Genomic DNA, 18,984 nt, shown 5'->3' with positions numbered 1-18,984 from the left:
CATTGGCCCACCACTCCAGTGTCGCCGCGCCTTGATAGCTGTCCATCGTCCAAGTATCGCCGCCGACCGGGTGTGCGAGAACGGGGTGGCGCAAGACAGCGGCAAGATCGTGTTACGAGCTCTAAGCTGGTCGCAAATTTCTAGAGATCCTTAACGGTGCGGGTTACGGCGGTTGGCCTTGGCGTCGAGGGGCGGCTCTGTGCGCTGGTATGTCAGTAGCGCCGGTTATGTTGCTGAGCATGACAAGTTGGATCGAGTGTGGCGTCATAGCGTGGATGGAAGACGGCCGGTACAGGGACGACGAAACCGTCCTGGTCTACTTCAAGGGGACCAGCCTGGCCGCCATGGCCGCAGGCCTGTCCGCACGGCGCCGGCCGCCGTTCGCCCACGGCAACGACCCAGCACCCGGCGACTGGGGCGTGATCGTGCACCACATGTTCAACCCTTCCCAGGGCGACTACGACGAGATCGACTACCGCGGGCTGTGTCCCCAGGGCGCTGAGCTGATGGTGTTCGTTCCCAACCCGAGCATTGCCCAGGCCCACAGGCCCAAGGCGTACCACTACAAGGACGGCCAGATATCGTCCTGCATCGACTACGAAGGCCCTGACCACGTCGGAGAATACTGGCCCAACAAGTTGGCTCCTCTCATCACGGCGGCCGGACTGGACCATCAGAACGAGACCTACGAGGAGCAGCTGACCCGGCTGATCTGTGACCACCTGGGGCTGCCCGCACTGGATCGCGACACCATCACGATGGACCGCGACCTGGTGGCTTCCTACTTCTAGGCGGTCTTTGACAAGGTCAGAGGTTGGAGGTCGAGCCCGGTTTTGGCGATGAGGCCCTCGATGAGGCGGGGTCGGTACTGCATCCGTTTCAGCCGCGTCTTCACCAACGCGGTGAGCTGGTCGAGGCTGTGTTTGGTGAGATTGGCCAGTGATCTCTTCAGGTGCGACCAGACGCCCTCGACGGGATTCAACTCAGGAGCGTACGGCGGAAGCTGGTAGCCCTCGTCCCGCTCGATGGCCTTGCGGGAGGGCACCTGCACGCTCCAGCCGATGCGGTGCAGCAGCAGGTCCAGCCCGGCCAGGGTGTACTCGACGCCGAATCGGCGGTGCGCGATCTCGGCGATCCGGGCCAGCGTCCAGCATTGGTCACTCCAGCCGGAAGCGGCCGGACCGGCATCCAACACCGCCTCCAGAACGCGCAGTTGTTCAGCATCGAGCTTGCAGCGGGCACCGCCGGGGCCCTTGGAGGCCAGGGCTTGCCGACCACCCGAAGCCAACGCCCGCCGCGAGCGGTTCGCCGACATCCGGGTCACCCTGAACCGCCGGGCCACCTCCCGGTCACTGGCCCCAGCCTCGATCAGATCGGCGGCCGCAAGCCGGACTTGCTCACGCCGAGCTTCCGCGGCCGTCAGCCCACCGCCATCGGGGTACCGCAGGGCCTGTTGCGAAATTGCTGGTCATAGCCAATCGGCAGGTGGCCGTGACGACGGCCAGTCTCGCCTTCTCGGATCGATGAGCCCGAAACGCCGTTGCCGCTCGACTCAGGTGTCGAGGAGTTCCGGCACGAAGATGTCCTCGCACGTCAGCTTTCGCTTCGACAGGCCCTGCTCGTGGTGGTAGCGCAAGAAGGTGTCGATGGCCTTGCGGTTCGCGGCGACGCCGTAGGGCCACCAGTCGTCGCCGAGCAGCCGACGGTTCTCCTCGAACAGCGTGCTGAACCACGGCGTGATGACGCTCATGTGCTGCTTCGTGGCGTCGTCGAGGTACTGGCGCTGGGCGAGTTCCTTGGCTTGCGTGAAGGCGTCGTACACGGCCCGTGCGAGGCCCGGCCGATGTGCCAGTTCCCTGCGGATCGCGATGATGTGCATAGGGGGGAAGATCCCGGTGCGGCGGTAGTAGTCACGCTCCACGGCCTCGTAGTCGGGGAACAGGCGGGCGACCTTCGGGGAGCCGTCCAGCACCGCCTGCGGTACGTCGACGGAGATCAGTGCGTCGATCTCGCCGGATTCGAGCATGGCGCCCAGAGTCTGGCCGTCCTCCGCGTGGCGCACGTCGACGCCGTCCGGGACGGGCTGCGGGACCCAGTCGAAGGCGGGGATGGGGTGGTTGGTGCCGCCGATGACCCAGCGGCACTGGTCGGGGGACACGCCGTACTCGTCGGCCAGGATGCCCTTCGGCCAGATCCCGGCGTCGTGGCCGTAGAGAGCGAACTCGCCGACGGTCCTGCCGGCCAGGTCCTGCGGCTTCACGATCCCGCAGGCGGTGTTCACGAAGATCGCCGAGTGGCGGAAGTTGCGGTTCGGCAGGATCGGCAGCGCCAGGAACGGCGCGTCGTTGAGGTCGAAGGTGCGCAGGAAGTAGGTGAGACCGAACTCGGCGAGGTCGTAGTGTCCCTCGACGGCGCGGCGGAAGATGTCCGACACGAGCGGTGCCGTCTCGAACGTCGCGTCCACCCCGTCGACCGTGACCCGGCCGTCGAACAGTGCCTCGGTGTGCTCGTAGGCGTAGACGCCGATGCTCAACTTGGTGCTCATCAGTGGATCTCCTCTCCGGGAGTCCGTGGAGTGGCCCGCTTCCGTAAATGACCGTTCACTTTAGGGTGTTCCCGGAACGGTAGAGCTGTCAAGATGAATGTTCATTCACGATGAAGGAGGCGACCATGCCGCGCATCACAGCCGAGCGCCGCGAGGCGAAGCGTGCGGAGATCGTCGCCGCGGCCCGTCGTTGCTTCGCCCGCGACGGGTTCCACCAGACCTCGATGCCGGACATCGCCGCGGAGGCAGGCGTCTCGGCTGGTGCGCCCTACCGCTATTTCGCGAGCAAGGAGGAGATCATCCTCGCTATCGCGGGCGACGCGTTCCGGCTGATCTTCGAACCGGTTGAGCGGCTGGCCGAGAGCGCGGACGCCCCCTCGGTCGCGGAACTGGTGGCCGCCGCGCTCGGCACCATCAGCGGCGAGACGGTGCAGGATGCGGCGGGGCACGAGGTCGCAGTGGAGGAACTGCTGCGCTGCGTCGTGCAGACGTGGGCGGAGGCGCTGCGCAACGACGAGGTACGCGGCCCGGCCGCGGAGGGCTTCGAAAAGGTCCGCGCCACTATCGCCGACGCTCTGCGCCGTGGCCGGGCGGCGGGCACGGTGCCCGCCGCCATGGACCCGGACCGCGCAGCCCGCGTGGTGATGGGGCTCCTGCACGGATTCCTGCTCCAGCGCGTGGCCTTCGGACTCACGGACACGGCCGACTTCGCAGACGACCTGCACGGCGGGCTGATCTTGTGATGGGCTATGACTGCGGCAGGCGGCGCGACACCGGCATCACGGCGGACGGACACTGGCGCATCGATCCCCGCGCCACGCGCGTCGCGGTAGCTCACTGCGAAGTACAGGAGTGCTGGTCATGACCACTCGTTGATGGCTGCGACCAGCCCGGTCGCGTAGTAGCGGACGGCGGTGAGACCCTCGGCGGCGGTCGTGCTCAGGTCGGGCGCCCGGGCGACGGCCGAGGAGCTGCGCGCCTACGTCAAGAGCCGAGTCGCCGCCTACGAGTACGCGCGCAAGGTGTGGATCACGGACGCGCTGCCCAAGGGACCCACGGGCGAGATCATCAAGCGGGAGATCGTTCCGCCGCCCGCGCCGGGCGGCCGGTGAGGTACCTCCCGAGCTGCGCCTCGCGGTTCCCGTCAAAGGGGCTCAGGTTTCCGATCCAGCCTGTCTTGATTCCGTTCCCGTCCTTTCCTCGGAAGCCGCTGTCACAGCCGCAAGGACATCGGACATGCGGCAACCAGGATGTATCGGTCGGGATGCTGCCGCCAATGTTCGAACCGGATTACGTCCGCAATGCGGTGCGGCCGCTTCTCCTGAGCAGCCAGAGCAACGGGGAGCGGCCGGTACTCCCGCTCATCGACCTCGTCCTCAGCAAGGCAACGCGGTGTCGCCGCACCTGTGGGGAATGCTGTACGAGGGGTGGGCGCCCAGGGCCACCGCAGGTGGCCGCGCGTGACAGCGCAAGGCTTGTGACCCCGGCCGTCTGCCGCTCGGCGAGCGCACTCGGGGTCTCGAACCGGTCGGAGGCGTGCCAGGACGCGACGTCGATAATAACATCAGCCCCGGCGAGAACTTACTGGTCCGAAGCAGGTGCCCTCTCAGCCGAGCTTCCGGCGCAGTTGCAGGACATACAGCACCAGCAGCGAGGGGGCGATCAGTGCGGCCGCGACGCAGGAGATCACAACCAGCACCCACAAGGTGGCCGACGGGGCCGCCGCCTGCTGGATGACCAGATGGGTGCCCAGGAGGTAGGGGTACTGCGCCACGCCCCACCCTGCCACGACAGTGGCGATCGCGATCACGGCCATGCCGCGTACGACGACGGTGCGGGCCCTGCGCAGCAGCAGGAGTGCGGTGAGACCGCAGAGGACGGAGACGGCCAGGAGCGGTGCGCCCACCGTGGCCAGCTGGCGGAAAAGGCGCGGCGAGTCCGAGTGCAGCACGAAGACTCCCGCCACGGCCACCAGTCCGGCTGCGACGGCCGCTGCGAAGGCCCGCTCACGGAACGCCTTCTCCAGCGGCTCGTCCCCACGGCGCTGTGCCTGTCCCGTGAGGAAGACGGCCGCGAGATACGCACAGACCACGACGGCGAGGACACCGCCGAGGACGGATGCCGGGTTGACCCAGCTCGACAGGGGGTCACCGTGGCCGTCCGTGGGTACGCGGCCGGAGGCGATGCCGCCGGCCACAGTGCCGAAGAAGAACGGTGTGAGTACGGATGAACAGGCGAAAGCAGCGCTGCTCAGCTGTTCTGCCCGGCCCTCGGGCAGTGCGTGGCGGAAGGCGAACCCCGCTCCTCTGGTGACGATGCCCAGCGCGGCCAGTCCCAAAGGGATGTAGAGCGTCGTGGTGATTGCAGCGAAGGCTTGAGGGAAGCCCGTCCAGAGCGTGACGAGACAGAAGATGAGCCACGTGTGGTTGGCCTCCCACACCGGGCTCAGCGAGAGATTGATCAGCTCACGTGTGCGGCGCCCCCGTTCGGGGCCGCCGGCCGTCAGGTCCCAGAAGCCGGCGCCGTAGTCCGCCCCGCCGAAGAGGGCGTAGGCGATGACGCCGATGAAGAGGATGGCGGCGATCAGGGTGCTCACCGCCGATCAGCTCCGTCCGCGTGGTCCGTCGACGCCGGTGCCGGATAAGGTCCGTACGGCACCGCGACGGTCTCGGGGTCGTGTTCGGACCACTTTCTGCGCATGGTGCGCAGGACGAGGAGTGCGCCGATACCGACGCAGAGGTAGATGGCCAGGACGCTTGCGAACAACGGCCACAGGTTGCCCTGTGTCGCCACCGCGTCCCGGGTCAGCAGGACACCCACGACGGTCCAGGGCTGGCGGCCGACCTCGGTCACCACCCATCCGCTCTCCAAGGAGGCCAGGGCGACCAGCCCGGCCACGCCGGCACCGCGCAGGAACCAGCGGTTCGCGGGCACCTCGCGCCGCCGCCACCAGAACCACGCGAACCACAGGGACAGCAGGAGCAGCAGCGAGGCGGTTCCCACCATGACGTCGAAGGCCAGATGCACGACATTGACCACCGCGTCGTCGGGACGCACCGGCGCGGGGATGGCGTCGAGGCCACGGATCGTGGTGGATGGCCTGAAACCGGCCAGCAGTGATGCCACATCGGGAATGGGAAGGCCGAAGCGTACCGCTCCGTTGACAATGACACCGCCGAGTGTCTCCGGGACGTGGTCGGCGGTGGACGGCACGAGTTCGACGGCGGCGAACTTGGCCGGTTCCCGGTCGAACACCTGACGGGCGATCGTGTCACCCACCAGGAACTGGAGCGGCATAGCGATCGACGCCACGGTGAAGGGCACCAAAAAGCCCAGTCGGTGGTAACGGTCCTGACGCCCCTTGAGCAGACCCCAGGCGTACACCCCGGCGACCATGAAGCCCGCGACGATGTACGCCGCGACCAGCATGTGCACCATCTCCCACCAAAAGGCGCCGTTGAAGAAGACCTTGGACGGAACCACCTCGGTGACGCGTCCGTTCCTGACGGTGAACCCCCCTGGCTGGTTCATCCAACTGTTCGCCGCGATGACGGCCGCCGTCCCGCCGACGCCGGACAGCGTGACCACCACGCCAGTGAAGAAATGCGGCCACGCCGGCAACCTTGTCCAGCCGTAGATATAGATGGCCATGAAGATGGCCTCGAGGAAGAAGAACAGTCCCTCGATGGCGAACGGAAACCCGAACGCCGCGCCGTACGCACCCATCAGCCCGGGCCAGAGCAGACCCAGCTCGAACGTCAGAACAGTGCCCGAAACGGCCCCGACCGCGAACAGTACGGCAGCCACCCGCGACCAGCGCTGCGCCAGGAGCAGTGCCTGCTGATCGCCGTACCGCAAGGCGCGAAAGTGGCAGATCAGCATCAGGAACGTGAACGCCACTCCGAAGGGCACGATGATGATGTGGAAGCCCAGGGTGAAGGCCATCTGCTCACGCGCGGGGAGGAGCTGCGGCGGGTCGGCGACCCCGAGCAGAGAGAGCATCAGCATGGGTTCTCTTTTCAGCCCGGACGGAAGAAGCCGGCTCGCGAGTCGTCGTGGTCGGGGTGTCGAGCGTGACGCGTACGGCGAGATGTGGTCTCTCTACGGCCATGACGATCCGACTCGCCATGCGTTCACGTCGGAACGCTAATCAGCGGGCCGGACACGGTCTGCTTCAACGACTGACGACCTCGCGCTTTTGCACCGATAGGGCCAACGGTTCGAGCGCCATCCAGCCGAAGCGGTCACGACCATGGGAGCACCGGCGTCAGTCCTCGTTCACCCCCGCCGAAATGAGACGCCCGTCCGGCGACGCGCCGGTGTCGAACAGCAGCGTGCTGCTCGCGTTCCCGCTGTGGACGGTGACCAGGGCGGAGAAGCCGTGCTCGGCGCGCAGCCCGGCGAGCGTCTCGCCGTCGGCGAACTGCCGCGCGGCGCTCCGTCCGGCGTCCATCGACACCCGGGTGACACCTTCGGCAGAGGCCAGCAGGGCGTCAAAGGTGTTGTCGACCATCGTCGTGACCCTGACCCCGTCGACCTCGGGCAGCGGCACCGCGTCGACAGCCGGTCCCTCCGCGACGCGGGGCGGGGCGCTGACCACGCCGCCTCGGCGGCCGAGTGCCCATGCTCGTCGCACATGCTAGAAGTCGCCTCCCCGCCGATACGACCGGCCGGGAAAGCGGAACCCGGTACAAGCCGTTGGCCCACGGCGGTCGCGCCGGCCGTGGGCGTCGTGCGGTGTCATGCTGCCACCCGCGCGGGCGGCACGACGACGTCGATGAGCCCCGTGGCCACGTCGTACACGAGCCCAGAGACGAAGACTCCAGCCCGAAGCTTCTGCTTGAGGGTTTCGACGTCGACGCGGACGGCGGCGACCGGGTCGGTGACCGCCTGGGCGTCCAGGTCTCCGGCCGGAACCTCGAAGTAGTCGGCCAGCACCTCGGGGAACGCGACCAGGTCCGTGATCCCGCAGTCGGTGTGGTGCAGGACCGCATAGTGGTTGTCGCCCGGGCCAGGGCCGCCGGTGCGGGCTCGCACGACCTTCGAGAGCATCCCCAGCGTCCGGAGTGTCGCGGGCGTGACCCGCCCTCCGACGTTGCGGATCACCGCTGCCTCGCCGAGCTTGAGCCCGAGCACGTCGGACGGGTCGACACGCGGATCGACGCATCCGATGACCGTCAGACTGCCGCTGGGCAGGAGCTTGAGATTGGCGAATGATCCGCCGTCTGCGAACCCGGCGTTCCGCTTGGCTAGCTCGTCCGTGTCGATCACTGTGCCGGTAACCCCATCTGGCTCCGAGTCTGGCCCCCTGGCGACGCCGACAGGGACCTCCCGTTGCCGCCAATCCTGGCTCGCCGCCGCCTCCCCTGCCACTCGACTTCGGTGGCTCCGAGCGGAGCCTTCGCGTCCGCTTGCCCCGAACCCCCGGAGGATCAATCCGCCGGCAGGGAAGTCGGTCCGGAAGGTGTCGGAGTCAACGCGCGTGGTCGCGGTGGTCGTGGCCTGGGGAGCGTTGTGCCAGGGCTTGGGCACGTGTGATGACCTCGTCTGTGGACACGGCGCTGAGGTCGGCGAGTACGTCCTCCAGGGCGCCCAGCCATAGTCGGTAGTAGTGGTAGGGCTCGCCGTGCTCCCGTGAGGCTGTCCAGGCGGTGATCCGGGCGATCATCGCGGCCTGGAATTCCGGCCAGCTGAAGACGCCCGCCTCGTACAGGGTGACGGCCATGCCAAAGGCACGGCTTTCCCACGGCTCGGCGAACACCAGCTCACCGTTGGAGCGGGGAGGTGCTGCCGGGCCCTCGGTGTCCAGCGGCGTGCTCACGGTGTCGTCACCTTGGCCACGCCGACCATTGCATCTCTGGTGATCAGGGGCACGAGTTCTTCTTCTGTGAGGTGCTCGGTGCCGGGCGGGCGTTCGGGCAGTACGAGCCAGCGCACCTCGCTGGTGGAGTCCCGGACGATGATCTGTACGTCGTCGTCGAGCGTGAGTCCCATCTCGGCCAGCACCGTGCGCGGTTCTCTGACCACGCGCGCGCGGTAGGCGGGGTCCTTGTACCAGCTCGGCGGCAGGCCGAGGACCGGCCAGGGGTAGCACGAGCACAGCGTGCACACCACGACGTTGTGGGTGGTCGGGGTGTTCTCGACCACGACGATGTGCTCGCCCTGCTGTCCCGAGAAGCCGAGTTCCTTGATGGCGGCGGTGCCGTCTTCGAGCAGACGCCGCCGGTAGCCGGGGTCCGTCCACGCCCTGGCGACGACCTTGGCGCCGTTGAGTGGGCCCACGCTCGTCTCGTAGCGGGTGATGATCGCGTCCATGGCCTTCGGGTCGATCAGGCCGCGCTCGGTGAGCAGTTGTTCGAGTGCCTCGGTGCGCAGCGCCACGGAAGGGCTCTCGTCGGAGCCGCCGGTGGTGGTCATGCGGTGGTCTCCAGATAGCTCTCGTACAGGTCCACGGTGACGGTGAAGGGTTCGGCGTCGGGGCCCCACAGCTCGCGTGAGTCGAACCGCACCGAGTAGACGTACTGCGGGTTTTCGCCCATGAAGTGGGCGTTGGTGTCCGGCAGCACACCGGCGGGCTGAATGATGTCGACGGCGCCGACATGCCCTCGCACATAGCGCGGCAGTCTGGTGTGTCCGGACGGTGACATGTCCTTGGCGCGCACCCGCGCGCCGACGGCGAAGGCGGGCGAGGTGTCGACGGAGCGTAGCGTGCCCTCGGCGGTCGGTGTGTAGTCGGGCTTGGCCGGCTCCGGGATCGGGGGCTCTTCCACGTGCTCGCCGCGGAGTTTGCGGGCGCGGGCGTCGACCGCACCACGTGCCAAGACGGCGCTGTCGAGGAGTCTCAGCTCTCCGGCGTTGAGCCAGCGCCCGTAGTAGCCGTCGTCGATGTAGTGCGCTCGGTCCAGGCGCTCCAGCGCGTGCCGGAAGGAGTCCAGGTTTCCCCCGGACACCCGGTTCGAGAGGATCGCGAGCGCGAATGCCCGGCTCTCCCAGGACTCTGCGAAGACAGGTTCATCCCGTCTCGGCGGATGCACGGGGCCCCAGCCTGGGGCTCCTCCCATGTCGGCAATACCATCCATGGTCGAACCTCTCTTTTGCCTGCGATAGCGGGCATAGTTATATGAATTGTATTTGGGTGATATCTCTGGTGTCACGGTGTGAGGTGGGTTCCGAGCCCCTGGTTGCGGCGTCTGCCGCGGATGCGTCGGGCTCATTGCCCGCGTGCCCGGGAGTGGCGGCGGGCCAGGCGGGCCACGCCTTGGACGCATGCCGATCTCTTCGCCAGCAGTGCATGTCGTCGATCGCCGTGGACGGACACACCCTGATCTCTGCCCGCGAGGATGCGATCGTCTCAGGAGCAGCGTTCTCTGGGGTGGTCTGGGGGCTGGACGTCACCCGGTTGCGCCCTGGTCGTGCGGGCCGCAGGTTGCTTCCGTGGACGACAGCGCGGAAGTAGGCGTGCGGCCCATTCTGGTGACCGGTGCTGCGGGCAGCGTCGGGGCCCGGCGCACCAGAGCACGGACCTGGAGGCCCCGGCGCCGAAGGCCTTGGACCACGGTCCTGCCGAGACCGTGCCCAGGCGCTGCGCGCGACGGGCGCCGAAGTCGTGGTGGGAGATCTGACGCGTGCCGGTGATGTCGCCGACGCCGGGGCTGATGATCGCTTCGTGGGCGGGTTCGTTGGAGTGGATCCACTTGTCGGGCGGGTTGTGGGTCATGTGGGTGCGGTGGCCGAGGGTGACGTCGTCGATGTCGAGGAGGCGTTCTTCCTTGCGTTGTTTGTTCCAGACTTCGTGGCCGGTGTAGCGGGGGTTGAGGAGGATGGCGCGCACGGCGCCCTGCTGCCATGCGGTCTTCTTGCGGTGCGGATTGCGGGTGGCGTCGTGTGCGGAGGGGCAGGGGATGCCTTCCCGGGTGAGCTGGGCGGCGATGGCGCTGTAGCTCATGCCGTCCACGTACAGACGGAAGATCCGCTGCACGACGGGTGCGGCTGCTGGGTCGGGTTCGAGTTTGTGGATGCGCTGGCCGGAGGCGGCCTTCGAGGGGTTGGGGTGAGGGCCGGCGTCGGCGATCCGGTAGCCGTAGGGCGGCCGCCCGCCGAGATAGCGGCCCTGGAGCTGGGCCTGGGAGCTCATGGCGGTCCGGACCCGGATCTTGATGCGGTTGCGCTCGCCCTTGCTCATGCCGCCGAAGACGGACATGACGAGGTCGTGGGCCTCGTTGTCCGGGTCGATCGGGCCGCCGATCTCCGGCACCCATAGCGGGATGCGGAAGTGGACGAAGGCGGGGAAGGTGTTGCCGAACTGGTTGCCGTAGAAGGTGCGTTGTGGCTCGCCGATCACGACTGCGTCGAATCCGCGGTTGGGGTTGCGGAGGGCTTGGAGGAGTTCGTTGGCGCGGGGGCGGCGCTGCCAGGGCAGGGAGCGGCTGTGGCCGATATGGCACGCCGGGGCGAATCCGGGTCGAATTCCGCCGTGTGAGTGCAGACCAGTGGTCGCCGCTTGTCGCGCCAATCGACGAAAACACTGTGACCAGCAGAAATACTTCCAGAGACCGGACCTCTCGGACGATATGAAAATATCGTCCGAGAGGTCCGGTCTGGTCAAATGCGGATGATCTGGACATCGGTGTGACTGTGTCAGGCCTCGCTCGTATCCTCACGCCGTGATCGCATCTCAAGGTTCAGACGCGTCAGGGAGCGTCGCAGCAGTACTCGCCGCTTGGCCACCTGAGCCGGCGAGACTCGATGCGGGGAGCGGTGGGTGCGAGGACCGGTTACGGATGCTCCGGCTGATGCGGTCCGTCTGGGACGACTTCAACGGAGCCCGCCGTAACCTGATCAAGAAGGAACTGAGTCTGCGGTAGCCGGACAGCCACGACATCGTGCGCTCGATCACCCACCTGCGGCGGCCCAATCGTTCGCTGGACTCGATTCCTTTGCGGGCGATGCGGACTCCAATGCGCTTGCCGCGTAACCAGTTCCGCAGGTCCGGTCGGTCGTAGGCTTTGTCCGCGTGTAGGCGCTGGGGCTTGAAGCCGACCAGCCCGAGCACGGCAACGCGCCCGCACAGCAGCAGCCCACCTCACCTGCACGTTTCACGATGCACGAGTCTCATTGCTTCGGCCGGACAAGGGGGCACGGCATCAGGCCGCGGTGGCGACGCTCGCGACCTCGAAGCCGGTGGGTGACTGCCGACGAAGAAACCCGGCCAGGGCCCTGGACGGATTCAGTACCGCATCAGCTCGTGCTGCCACGCGCTCGCGGGCTGGTTGTGCAGGTCGAGGTATGCCTGGGCGAGCACCGCCGGATCGAAGCGTGGGTCGCCGCCGCCGATGTCCCTCGTAATCGTGACGCTCGTCGCGTGCACACCCGTTCCCGCCAACTGGTCGTGCAGTACATGCACATACGCACGCAGCGCGGCCTTGCCGACGGACAGGGAGGCGTATTCCCCGGAGGGCGACAGCGCGTATCCGCCGCCCGTGAACAGCAGGCTCCCGCGGCCGTCACGCAGCTCCGGCAGCACGGTGTCGGCCGCCACCCTGGCGCCCAGGACATTGACGGCCGTGACTTCGGCCCAGTCCTGGTCGTCACCGCCGAGCGGCGAGTCCCTGCGCCGCACACCGGCGTTGTACACGAGCACGTCGGGAGCGCCCAGCTCCGTGATCGCGCGATGGATCGCGGCGCGCAGATCGTCGGGGTCGCCGGCGTCCGCGGCGTAGCCGCGGACCTCCTGGCCGGCGGAGGCGAACCGGGCGGCGTAGGCGCCCAGCTTCGCCTCGTCGCGGGCGAGCATCGCGACGGGGTGTCCTGCGTTGGCGAATGTGTGTGCGATCGCGAGGCCGATGCCGGGGCCGACTCCGACGATCACCGCGGTTCCGAGGGGCATGGCGGTCCTTTCGGCCGTGGTCTTTCTGGTCATGGCCTCAAGGCAAGCACCGGTGCGGTCGGTGTGGCAGGACGCGTCGAAGGGGGTACTGGCAGGTCCTCTTTAACCGCTGCGCCTGTGCCTATGGTGGAGGCGTGGACCAGCGCAGCCAGATTCAGGAGTTCCTGGCCTCCCGCCGGGCGCGGATCAGCCCCCAATCGGTCGGGCTGCCCGTGGCCGGACGCAAGCGTCGGGTGCCCGGGCTGCGCCGTGAGGAGGTCGCTGCTCTGGCGGGGCTCAGCGTCGACTACTACATCCGGCTGGAGCGCGGTGCGCTCACCAACGCCTCCGACAGCGTCCTGCAGGCCATCGCCCGGGCGCTGCGACTCGACGCCACCGAGCAGGCCCACCTGGTCGACCTCGCCCGCGCCGGCGGGCCGTCCGCCGCGCCTCGCCCACGCCGCGCCTCGCCCACGGCGATCGCCCCGCAGCTGCAGACGGTCCTGGACGCCCTCATCGGCGTCCCCGCGCTGGTCCGCAGCCCCACCCTCGACATGATCGCCGCCAACTCCCTCGGCCGCGCCCTGTACAGCGTGCTCCACACCGGTGCGCGTACAGCGCCGAACCTCGCCCGGTTCACCTTCCTCGACCCCCGTGCCCGCCAGTTCTGGCGGGACTGGGACGAGGTCGCCGACGACCTCACCGCCCAACTGCGCGCCGCCGCCGGCGCCAACCCCTCGAACCGCGCTCTCACCGATCTCGTGGGCGAACTGTCCACCCGCAGCGACACCTTTCGCCGGCTGTGGGCCCGCCACGACGTGCGCGCCCACGGGCGGGGCACCAAAGGATTCCAGCACCCGGTCGTGGGCGCGCTCGAACTGCGCTACGACCTTCTCCACCTGGTCGCCGAACCCGGCCTGACGATGATCACCTACACCGCCGAGCCGGGCACGACCTCGCACGACAGCCTGTCGCTCCTTGCCTCCTGGGCGGCGGGTCAGGACCACGGGATCGACGAGAATCAGACCACGTCCTGACGCCGTCACCGATCCCGCACCCGAGGCGAGAACACCGCCGCGCTCCGGAACCCCGAGCCCCGGCCGGCCGCGCGTCGCTGCGGCACGGTGGCGCCCGAACGCCGGCAGGGTGCGCTCGCCGACCTCATGGCAGCGCTCGGCATGGACAGCGGCCTGGCCGCCCTGTTCGCCGGGGTGGTTGCGAACCGGCCGGCCGCCTGGCGTTCGCGGTGCCGGCCATCGCGGCCGCGACCGGACTGCGCGCCGCCGCAGCGTCGGCGCGTGTCCCGTTGGTCCGTCTGGTCACACAGATCGCGACTGTCCTTCGGGTGCGGTTCGCCTACGTTGTCGCTGCGCTCGGCGTGGTTCGAGGGCGCCGTGCTGCTCGGCGGTCTGACCTTCGTGGCTCCGGCTTTGCAGCACTTCGGCCTGTCCGGCGCCACGGCCGGCAGGATCAGCGCTCTGTACGGTGCGGGAACGCTCGTGTTCACCCGCGGGGTCAGGCCCCACACGGCGGGTTCCGGCGCAGGGGCCGGCCGCGACAGGCGGCGGCTTCGTGATCGTCGGACATCCGGCCTCGGCCGTGGTGCCCGGTATATGAACCTATGCGCTCTTGGTCACGCTGCCGGGCACAGGCTGAGCGTTCCTGCGCTCGACGCTCCAGGCGTGGGCGACTTCGAGGGTGCCAAGGCGCGTGTGACGGCGGTCTCGTTCTACGTCGCCACGCTGTACGTCGGCAGCGCCATGGGCGCCTCACTCGGCGGCGCGGCGGCCGATCATGCGGTTCGGTGATCTTCTGGTCGGCCGCCGCCGTGACCGCTCCACCGACCGTCGCGGTGGCCGTCTTCCAGAGCCGCTTCACCGCCCGCGGTCAGGGGCCCGATGCCTTGATCGCGTCTGAAGCAAAAAGGCCGGCTCGGATTTGCCGACCGCTTATGGAAGAGTCCCGGTGCTCGAATGGCGGGCGCCACTGGAATCCCGACGCGATGACGGGCGACCGTGAGGAAATGCCCTGTTCATGCGACAGGCGTCGGCGCAACGACCTCTGAATCTTTGTCGATATCACCCATCTGTGCGATGCCGTGCCAGGCTGCGTAAACGGATCGTGGAAGCCAGGTGAAATCGGGTGATGTGTGAATCACGGAAACAGCGTTCGATGTTCGACGGGAGAAGCCGTGACCGGAATCGGTCCCGAATGCGAGGCCTCGGTCGAACCGGCGGCGGCATGCACGGCCGTTGGCGGCCGGCCGGGGGTGGCTGCTGCGGGCCACAAACCGCTGGCCCCATTCGCACAAGAGCATTTGCCTCGTTTCACCAGTTCCGCGAGGGCAACGAAGTCAACGCAACCGACCGCAACGCGACTGCGCTTGCTTCCGCCTCGACCCGGTGCCGTGTGACCCGCCCACGCCGGACGCCCTGGTGCGGTGCAGCACCCATGGACAGCCCTCCGGCCCGGTGTCAGGGACAGCCCCGGGCCGGAGGGCGATTCGGCACCGACCTGGAGCGTCCACTCGCGAACGGTTCCGAGGAGCCGTGGAGAAGAGAGGGAGAGACCTTGAGATCCAGTACCGACGTCATCAGCACGGAGCTGCACGCGCTCGCCGTCCTGCCGGACGAGTCGGTCGTACCGGTGCCCACGGAACTGCGGTATCACGCAGGTGATCCGTACGCCGTCCGTGCGATGTTCTGCCCGGACGCTGGCCGGAAGGTCGAGTGGTTCTTCGCCCGTGAGCTTCTCGCCGACGGGCTGCATCGACCCGTCGGCGCCGGAGACGTCCGCCTTCGTCCGACTCGGCGACGTGGACAGGACATGGTCCGGGTCGCCCTCATGTCTCCGGCGGGACAGGCCGAACTCCTGCTTCCACGGCCGGCGCTCGCGCGGTTTCTGCGGCGCACCGATGCGATGGTGCCGCCCGGCACGGAAGGCGGCCATCTCGCCCTGGACGACACCCAGTTGTGGGAGTTCCGCGCGGGCCACTGAGCCGGACCGGGAACCGATCGGCCGCCGCTCGCTGACAGGAGACCATCGTGCTGACCGTGCTGTCACCGGTCCTCGCCCTGCGCGGCCGCGACCAACGCTCTGGGCACCGTGCCGCAGCGGCGGGCTGCGACACTCGTCCCCCGGTCGGACCGTCTGCGTATCGGTCTGATGCGGGACTTGCTGCGCACGCCGGCCTGGCTGCTGGGCATCGTGGGAGTCGTCGTTTCGGCGATGCTCCAGGGTGCCGCGCTGGCCACAGGTGCGCTGGCGGTCGTACAGCCGCTCGTCATGCTGGAGTTGCCGTTCGCGCTGTTCATCGCGAGCATCGTCTTCCGGCGTCCCATGACCCGGGCCGGCTGGCTGCCGATCGCCGGCATGGGTGCCGGCCTGTGCCTGGCGCTGTTCGCGGCCGCGCCGACCGGTGGCACTCTTCAGGCATCCGCATCACGGTGGACCACGGTGACGACGTGCTGTCTGGTCGTCATAGCGGTGCTGTGCGGTATCGCGGTCAGGCTTCCCAGAGGGCCGGGCCGCGCCGGCTGCATGGGCATGACGGCGGCCGTGGCCTACTCCCTCACGGCCGCGCTGATGAAGTTCTCGACCGCGGTTCTCGGCCTCCGGGGCATAAGCGCCTTCTTCACCGCATGGCAGACGTACGCGTTCGCCGTACTCGGCATCTGTGCTCTGTTCCTGCTCGAGAACGCCCTGCAGTCCGGACCGCTGGTCGCCTCCCAGCCGGCGCTGACGCTCGGAGACGCGCTGGTGAGCCTCACCTTGGGCGCCACCCTCTACGAGGAAAGACTGCGCGGCGGCTGGTGGCTGGTGCTCCAGGTCGCCGGGCTCGTGCTGGTGGCGCGCGGTGTCGTACGACTGTCACGTCAGCCTCTGGAGGCTGTTCCGTAGGGAACGGGGGCGTAGAACGAGATGCCCGGACCTTCGCCCCGGCGTCCACGGCACGGATCCGTGGACGCCGTTTCGGAAACCCACCTCTAGGACGTGGTGGGCGTCGTGCGGTAGAACTCGGCCGCGGTGACGGTGGCAGGGACGCCGAGTTCGGCGGCGACCGCGGTGATCGCCCTGTCGCCGACGGCCAGGTCGGCCAGGCCGTCGGTGGTGAAATGCGGTGCGATGAACGTCTTGTAGTGAGCTCGGGCCTCGTCCGCGGTGTGTCCGCCGAGGAACGTCTGGATGTACCGCACGGTGGTGTCGGGGTCGTTGTGGATCACCTGCAGGGCGCGTCGGTGCGCTCGTAGGACGGCCTGGACCGCGGGGTCGTCCGGGTCGGTGTAGGTGGGGTCGACGGCGAGGCCCACGGTGGGGATCTGGAAATGGTCCCCCATCCAGGCCAGCACCTCCCAGCCGTGCTCGGCGGCCACCGCCTCCGGCGCCATGGTGCTGCCGACCAGAGCAGCGTCGATCTCGCCGTCGCGCAGCCGACGCAGGTCCATGCCGTAGTCGCCGGGCGGGCGGACGACGGTCTTGATGTCACGGTCCGGGTCGAGACCCGCCCCGCGCAGCACGATCCTGGTGAAACACCCCGGCGCGGTGTGCGGGGCGTGCACCGCCAGCCGCCGGCCGGCCAGGTCGGACAGAGAGGTCAGGCCGGAGCGGGCGAGGAACCAGAACAGCGGCCGGTGAGTGTTGACGCTGAGCCCGACCCAGGGAGTGCCGTCGGTCAGCCGGGACAGCAGTGCCCGGCCGAGCCCGATGGTGGCGCAGCGGCGCAGCCGCTCATCGTCCCAGGTGCAGCCGTCGCGCAGCGCGACGTGGACGCCCTCGTCGGCGTAGAAGTCCTCCTGGTCGGCGATGTAGGCGGCCAGTTCCTCGTGCAGGCCCCGCCCGACATAGGCAAGATCGATCGTGTGCATGAGTGCTCGTCCTTGATCGTGTCACCGTCGTGCGACCGGGCCCGTTACGGGCACCGCGGTGTCCGGGCCCGGGTGACGGTGTACCGGATAGGGTCCAGCCGTCGGCCGGACCGGGACCGAACGGCCCCGGGTGCCGGGGCGTCGGTGAGGCGTCAGTACATGGCCATTCCGCCGTTGACCGCGGCCGTGGTGCCCGTCATGAACGCGTTGTCCTCATCGGCGTAGAAGGCGACCGCCTGGGCGACATCGGCCGGGTGTGCCAGGCGGCCCAGGGGAGTGGCCGTCACCTGCCGCTGCCTTGTCGCGTCGTCCAGCAGATCAGCGGTGGTACGGGTCTCCACCGGGCCGGGCGCGACGACGTTGACCGTGATGCCCCGCGGGCCCAGTTCCTGGGCGAGGTACCGGGCGAACTGCTCCAGTGCGGCCTTGGACGTGCCCAGCGCGATCATGCCCTCCCGGGGTCGGCGGCTGAGGCCGGTACCGAGATAGACGATGCGCCCCCACCCCTGTTCGGTCATGGCGGGCAGGACGGCCTTGGTGACCGCGAAGGCCGCGTGCATCTCGGCGTCGAGCTTGCCGCCCAGTTCCTCCCACGTCATGTCCTGGAAGGACTTGACCACGTAGGGGATCAGCGCGTTGTGCACGAGCACGTCGACGCCGCCCCATGTGGCCCCGACCCGCTCCACGAGGCTCTCGACCGCCGCCACCTCACGTACGTCGGCCTGTACGGCCATGGCCTGGCCGCCGGCGGTCTCGATGTCGGCCACCACTTCCTCGGCCGCCTTGGCGCTGCTGAGGTAGTTGACCACCACGCGCATTCCGCGCGCGGCCAGAAGGCGTGCGGTGGCCGCACCGATTCCGCTGCTGGCCCCTGTCACCAGTGCCACCCTGCCGGTCGTCCCGGTCATGGGCTCACCTCCTTTTCGTCGTCGCGGGCCGTCGGGATGACCGCCCCGAGTCGTTCGCCGTCGAACGCGGGGCCGGTGGAGCGGATCGCCCCGTACAGCACGGTGTCGACGGTCGCCCGCAGCAGGTCCGCCGCGGTCCAGTCCAGTTCGTACGGCAGCCGGGAGGTGAACAGCCGCTCCAGGGCGCCGCGGGTGATCTCACCGAGCAGCTCGGGCGGTGCCGACAGCAGTCCCCGCCGGTGACCGTCCTGGAGCAGGTCGTCGATCCTCCGGTAGATCACCGCGTCCACACGTTGTTCCACGTACTGGCGCAGCATCGCGTCGCCGCCGCGCCCTGTCGCGAGCTGCGCCGCGCCGATCCGTTCGAGCTCGGTGCCCGCCGCGATCAGGAACCGCTGGACCCGCACATCGAACGGTTGCCCCTCCGCGTCCTCGGCCGCCGCCGTCAGCGTGCGCTCCACCGCCGCGAACTGCCGGTCCAGCACCGCGGTCAGCAGGCTGCGCTTGTCCGGGAAGTGCCGGTAGATCGTCTTCTTGCTCATCCCCAGCTCACGCGCCAGATCGTCCATGCTGACCCGCATGGAGCCCGGCGCGAAGAACAACCGGCCGGCTGCCTCCACGATCGCCTCGGCGCCCCGCCGGTCGACTGAGGAAACGTTTGATACTGGATTAGTTTCCATAGTTTTCATCCTGGGCGCCTGCCTACGTCATGTCAAGGCATGTCGTCCGCGGCGGGCGAGCAGCAGAGCGGCGCAAGACCTCTCGGTGCCGCGCCCCCGCGATCGCCGGCGATGCGGGCGT

20 protein-coding genes and 2 pseudogenes are annotated in these 18,984 nt (G+C 68.6%); 7 read left to right on the top strand and 15 right to left on the bottom strand.

What is annotated here, in order from left to right; translation table 11 throughout:
- Nucleotides 1-239 precede the first annotated feature (239 nt).
- Nucleotides 240-791 carry a hypothetical protein gene (locus SRB17_RS40200; RefSeq protein ID WP_153546395.1) on the top strand — a complete coding sequence of 184 codons (552 nt, stop codon included), beginning with the start codon at nucleotides 240-242 and terminating at the stop codon, nucleotides 789-791.
- On the opposite strand, the gene SRB17_RS40195 is transcribed toward SRB17_RS40200, so the two are convergent.
- Nucleotides 788-1,315 (bottom strand): winged helix-turn-helix domain-containing protein, encoded by a 528-nt coding sequence (locus SRB17_RS40195; RefSeq protein WP_228396547.1) that lies wholly within the window; start codon nucleotides 1,313-1,315, stop codon nucleotides 788-790. The genes SRB17_RS40200 and SRB17_RS40195 overlap by 4 nt on opposite strands.
- 237 nt (nucleotides 1,316-1,552) lie before the next feature.
- Nucleotides 1,553-2,545 (bottom strand): 4,5-dihydroxyphthalate decarboxylase, encoded by a 993-nt coding sequence (locus SRB17_RS40190; protein ID WP_153546377.1) that lies wholly within the window; start codon nucleotides 2,543-2,545, stop codon nucleotides 1,553-1,555.
- Between the two features lie 125 nt (nucleotides 2,546-2,670).
- Between SRB17_RS40190 and SRB17_RS40185 the strand changes: the two genes are divergently transcribed.
- Both SRB17_RS40185 and SRB17_RS40180 read left to right on the top strand, forming a co-directional pair.
- Nucleotides 2,671-3,288: a TetR/AcrR family transcriptional regulator gene (locus tag SRB17_RS40185; RefSeq protein ID WP_153546375.1), complete on the top strand. Its 618-nt coding sequence runs from the start codon at nucleotides 2,671-2,673 to the stop codon at nucleotides 3,286-3,288.
- 171 nt (nucleotides 3,289-3,459) lie between these two features.
- Nucleotides 3,460-3,657: an AMP-binding enzyme gene (locus tag SRB17_RS40180; protein WP_416237126.1), complete on the top strand. Its 198-nt coding sequence runs from the start codon at nucleotides 3,460-3,462 to the stop codon at nucleotides 3,655-3,657.
- Between the two features lie 494 nt (nucleotides 3,658-4,151).
- Here SRB17_RS40180 and SRB17_RS40175 read toward each other — a convergent pair whose 3' ends face one another.
- The 10 genes and pseudogenes from SRB17_RS40175 to SRB17_RS40130 all read right to left on the bottom strand — a co-directional run bounded on the left by SRB17_RS40175 (nucleotide 4,152) and on the right by SRB17_RS40130 (nucleotide 12,431).
- A complete protein-coding gene (locus tag SRB17_RS40175; protein WP_323377377.1) occupies nucleotides 4,152-5,141 on the bottom strand; it encodes a cytochrome d ubiquinol oxidase subunit II in 990 nt (329 codons plus the stop codon).
- The gene (locus SRB17_RS40170; RefSeq protein ID WP_153546373.1) at nucleotides 5,138-6,553 is read right to left on the bottom strand and encodes a cytochrome ubiquinol oxidase subunit I; all 1,416 of its coding nucleotides are present in this window, start codon (nucleotides 6,551-6,553) and stop codon (nucleotides 5,138-5,140) included. The genes SRB17_RS40175 and SRB17_RS40170 overlap by 4 nt, the downstream gene beginning before the upstream one ends.
- Before the next feature lie 259 nt (nucleotides 6,554-6,812).
- The gene (locus SRB17_RS40165; protein WP_153546371.1) at nucleotides 6,813-7,181 is read right to left on the bottom strand and encodes a hypothetical protein; all 369 of its coding nucleotides are present in this window, start codon (nucleotides 7,179-7,181) and stop codon (nucleotides 6,813-6,815) included.
- A gap of 104 nt (nucleotides 7,182-7,285) precedes the next feature.
- Entirely contained in the window at nucleotides 7,286-7,816 is a 531-nt protein-coding gene (locus SRB17_RS40160; RefSeq protein WP_323377375.1) for a carbonic anhydrase, read from the bottom strand.
- 202 nt (nucleotides 7,817-8,018) lie between these two features.
- The gene (locus SRB17_RS40155) at nucleotides 8,019-8,366 is read right to left on the bottom strand and encodes a nitrile hydratase accessory protein (protein ID WP_323377373.1); all 348 of its coding nucleotides are present in this window, start codon (nucleotides 8,364-8,366) and stop codon (nucleotides 8,019-8,021) included.
- Nucleotides 8,363-8,962: a nitrile hydratase subunit alpha gene (gene nthA / locus SRB17_RS40150; RefSeq protein WP_153546369.1), complete on the bottom strand. Its 600-nt coding sequence runs from the start codon at nucleotides 8,960-8,962 to the stop codon at nucleotides 8,363-8,365. Before nthA ends, SRB17_RS40155 begins: the two co-directional genes overlap by 4 nt.
- Nucleotides 8,959-9,624 carry a nitrile hydratase subunit beta gene (nthB, locus tag SRB17_RS40145; protein WP_153546367.1) on the bottom strand — a complete coding sequence of 222 codons (666 nt, stop codon included), beginning with the start codon at nucleotides 9,622-9,624 and terminating at the stop codon, nucleotides 8,959-8,961. The genes nthA and nthB overlap by 4 nt, the downstream gene beginning before the upstream one ends.
- Nucleotides 9,625-9,896: 272 nt before the next feature.
- Nucleotides 9,897-10,886 (bottom strand): recombinase family protein, encoded by a 990-nt coding sequence (locus SRB17_RS40140; protein WP_323377371.1) that lies wholly within the window; start codon nucleotides 10,884-10,886, stop codon nucleotides 9,897-9,899.
- Between the two features lie 333 nt (nucleotides 10,887-11,219).
- Nucleotides 11,220-11,576: pseudogene (locus tag SRB17_RS48695) on the bottom strand (transposase); the annotation flags it as partial.
- A 195-nt stretch (nucleotides 11,577-11,771) separates the two neighbouring features.
- A complete protein-coding gene (locus SRB17_RS40130) occupies nucleotides 11,772-12,431 on the bottom strand; it encodes an SDR family NAD(P)-dependent oxidoreductase (protein ID WP_194294283.1) in 660 nt (219 codons plus the stop codon).
- Nucleotides 12,432-12,565: 134 nt separating this feature from the next.
- Between SRB17_RS40130 and SRB17_RS40125 the strand changes: the two genes are divergently transcribed.
- The 4 genes and pseudogenes from SRB17_RS40125 to SRB17_RS40115 all read left to right on the top strand — a co-directional run.
- Nucleotides 12,566-13,447 (top strand): helix-turn-helix domain-containing protein, encoded by an 882-nt coding sequence (locus SRB17_RS40125; RefSeq protein WP_323377369.1) that lies wholly within the window; start codon nucleotides 12,566-12,568, stop codon nucleotides 13,445-13,447.
- A gap of 645 nt (nucleotides 13,448-14,092) precedes the next feature.
- Complete coding sequence (locus SRB17_RS47790; RefSeq protein WP_267133485.1) at nucleotides 14,093-14,218, top strand: hypothetical protein; 126 nt, start codon at nucleotides 14,093-14,095, stop codon at nucleotides 14,216-14,218.
- Nucleotides 14,219-14,981: 763 nt separating this feature from the next.
- Complete coding sequence (locus SRB17_RS40120; protein ID WP_228396546.1) at nucleotides 14,982-15,407, top strand: SsgA family sporulation/cell division regulator; 426 nt, start codon at nucleotides 14,982-14,984, stop codon at nucleotides 15,405-15,407.
- Nucleotides 15,408-15,497: 90 nt separating this feature from the next.
- Nucleotides 15,498-16,310 (top strand): annotated as a pseudogene (locus SRB17_RS40115) (DMT family transporter); the annotation flags it as partial.
- Between the two features lie 86 nt (nucleotides 16,311-16,396).
- On the opposite strand, the gene SRB17_RS40110 reads toward SRB17_RS40115, so the two are convergent.
- From SRB17_RS40110 to SRB17_RS40100, 3 genes are all read right to left on the bottom strand, one after another.
- Nucleotides 16,397-17,275, bottom strand: a complete 879-nt coding sequence (locus tag SRB17_RS40110) for an ABC transporter substrate-binding protein (RefSeq protein WP_153546355.1) — start codon at nucleotides 17,273-17,275, stop codon at nucleotides 16,397-16,399.
- A 152-nt stretch (nucleotides 17,276-17,427) separates the two neighbouring features.
- Complete coding sequence (locus SRB17_RS40105) at nucleotides 17,428-18,183, bottom strand: SDR family NAD(P)-dependent oxidoreductase (RefSeq protein ID WP_153546353.1); 756 nt, start codon at nucleotides 18,181-18,183, stop codon at nucleotides 17,428-17,430.
- Entirely contained in the window at nucleotides 18,180-18,803 is a 624-nt protein-coding gene (locus SRB17_RS40100; RefSeq protein WP_323377367.1) for a TetR/AcrR family transcriptional regulator, read from the bottom strand. The genes SRB17_RS40105 and SRB17_RS40100 overlap by 4 nt, the downstream gene beginning before the upstream one ends.
- Nucleotides 18,804-18,984: the final 181 nt, after the last annotated feature.

Origin of the sequence: Streptomyces sp. RB17, from assembly GCF_009604455.1 — a bacterium.
Taxonomy (GTDB): domain Bacteria; phylum Actinomycetota; class Actinomycetes; order Streptomycetales; family Streptomycetaceae; genus Streptomyces.
Note: the sequence above shows the minus strand (reverse complement) of the source record. Positions and strands in the feature narration are given on the sequence as shown.

Bases quoted from the DNA above. Each gene is read 5' to 3' on its own strand.
- SRB17_RS40105 (WP_153546353.1), bottom strand. From the start codon at position 18,183: ATGACCGGGACGACCGGCAGGGTGGCACTGGTGACAGGGGCCAGCAGC.
- SRB17_RS40195 (WP_228396547.1), bottom strand. From the start codon at position 1,315: ATGTCGGCGAACCGCTCGCGGCGGGCGTTGGCTTCGGGTGGTCGGCAA.
- SRB17_RS40185 (WP_153546375.1), top strand. From the start codon at position 2,671: ATGCCGCGCATCACAGCCGAGCGCCGCGAGGCGAAGCGTGCGGAGATC.
- SRB17_RS40130 (WP_194294283.1), bottom strand. From the start codon at position 12,431: ATGCCCCTCGGAACCGCGGTGATCGTCGGAGTCGGCCCCGGCATCGGC.
- SRB17_RS40170 (WP_153546373.1), bottom strand. From the start codon at position 6,553: ATGCTGATGCTCTCTCTGCTCGGGGTCGCCGACCCGCCGCAGCTCCTC.
- nthA (WP_153546369.1), bottom strand. From the start codon at position 8,962: ATGACCACCACCGGCGGCTCCGACGAGAGCCCTTCCGTGGCGCTGCGC.
- SRB17_RS40200 (WP_153546395.1), top strand. From the start codon at position 240: ATGACAAGTTGGATCGAGTGTGGCGTCATAGCGTGGATGGAAGACGGC.
- SRB17_RS40110 (WP_153546355.1), bottom strand. From the start codon at position 17,275: ATGCACACGATCGATCTTGCCTATGTCGGGCGGGGCCTGCACGAGGAA.
- SRB17_RS40190 (WP_153546377.1), bottom strand. From the start codon at position 2,545: ATGAGCACCAAGTTGAGCATCGGCGTCTACGCCTACGAGCACACCGAG.
- nthB (WP_153546367.1), bottom strand. From the start codon at position 9,624: ATGGATGGTATTGCCGACATGGGAGGAGCCCCAGGCTGGGGCCCCGTG.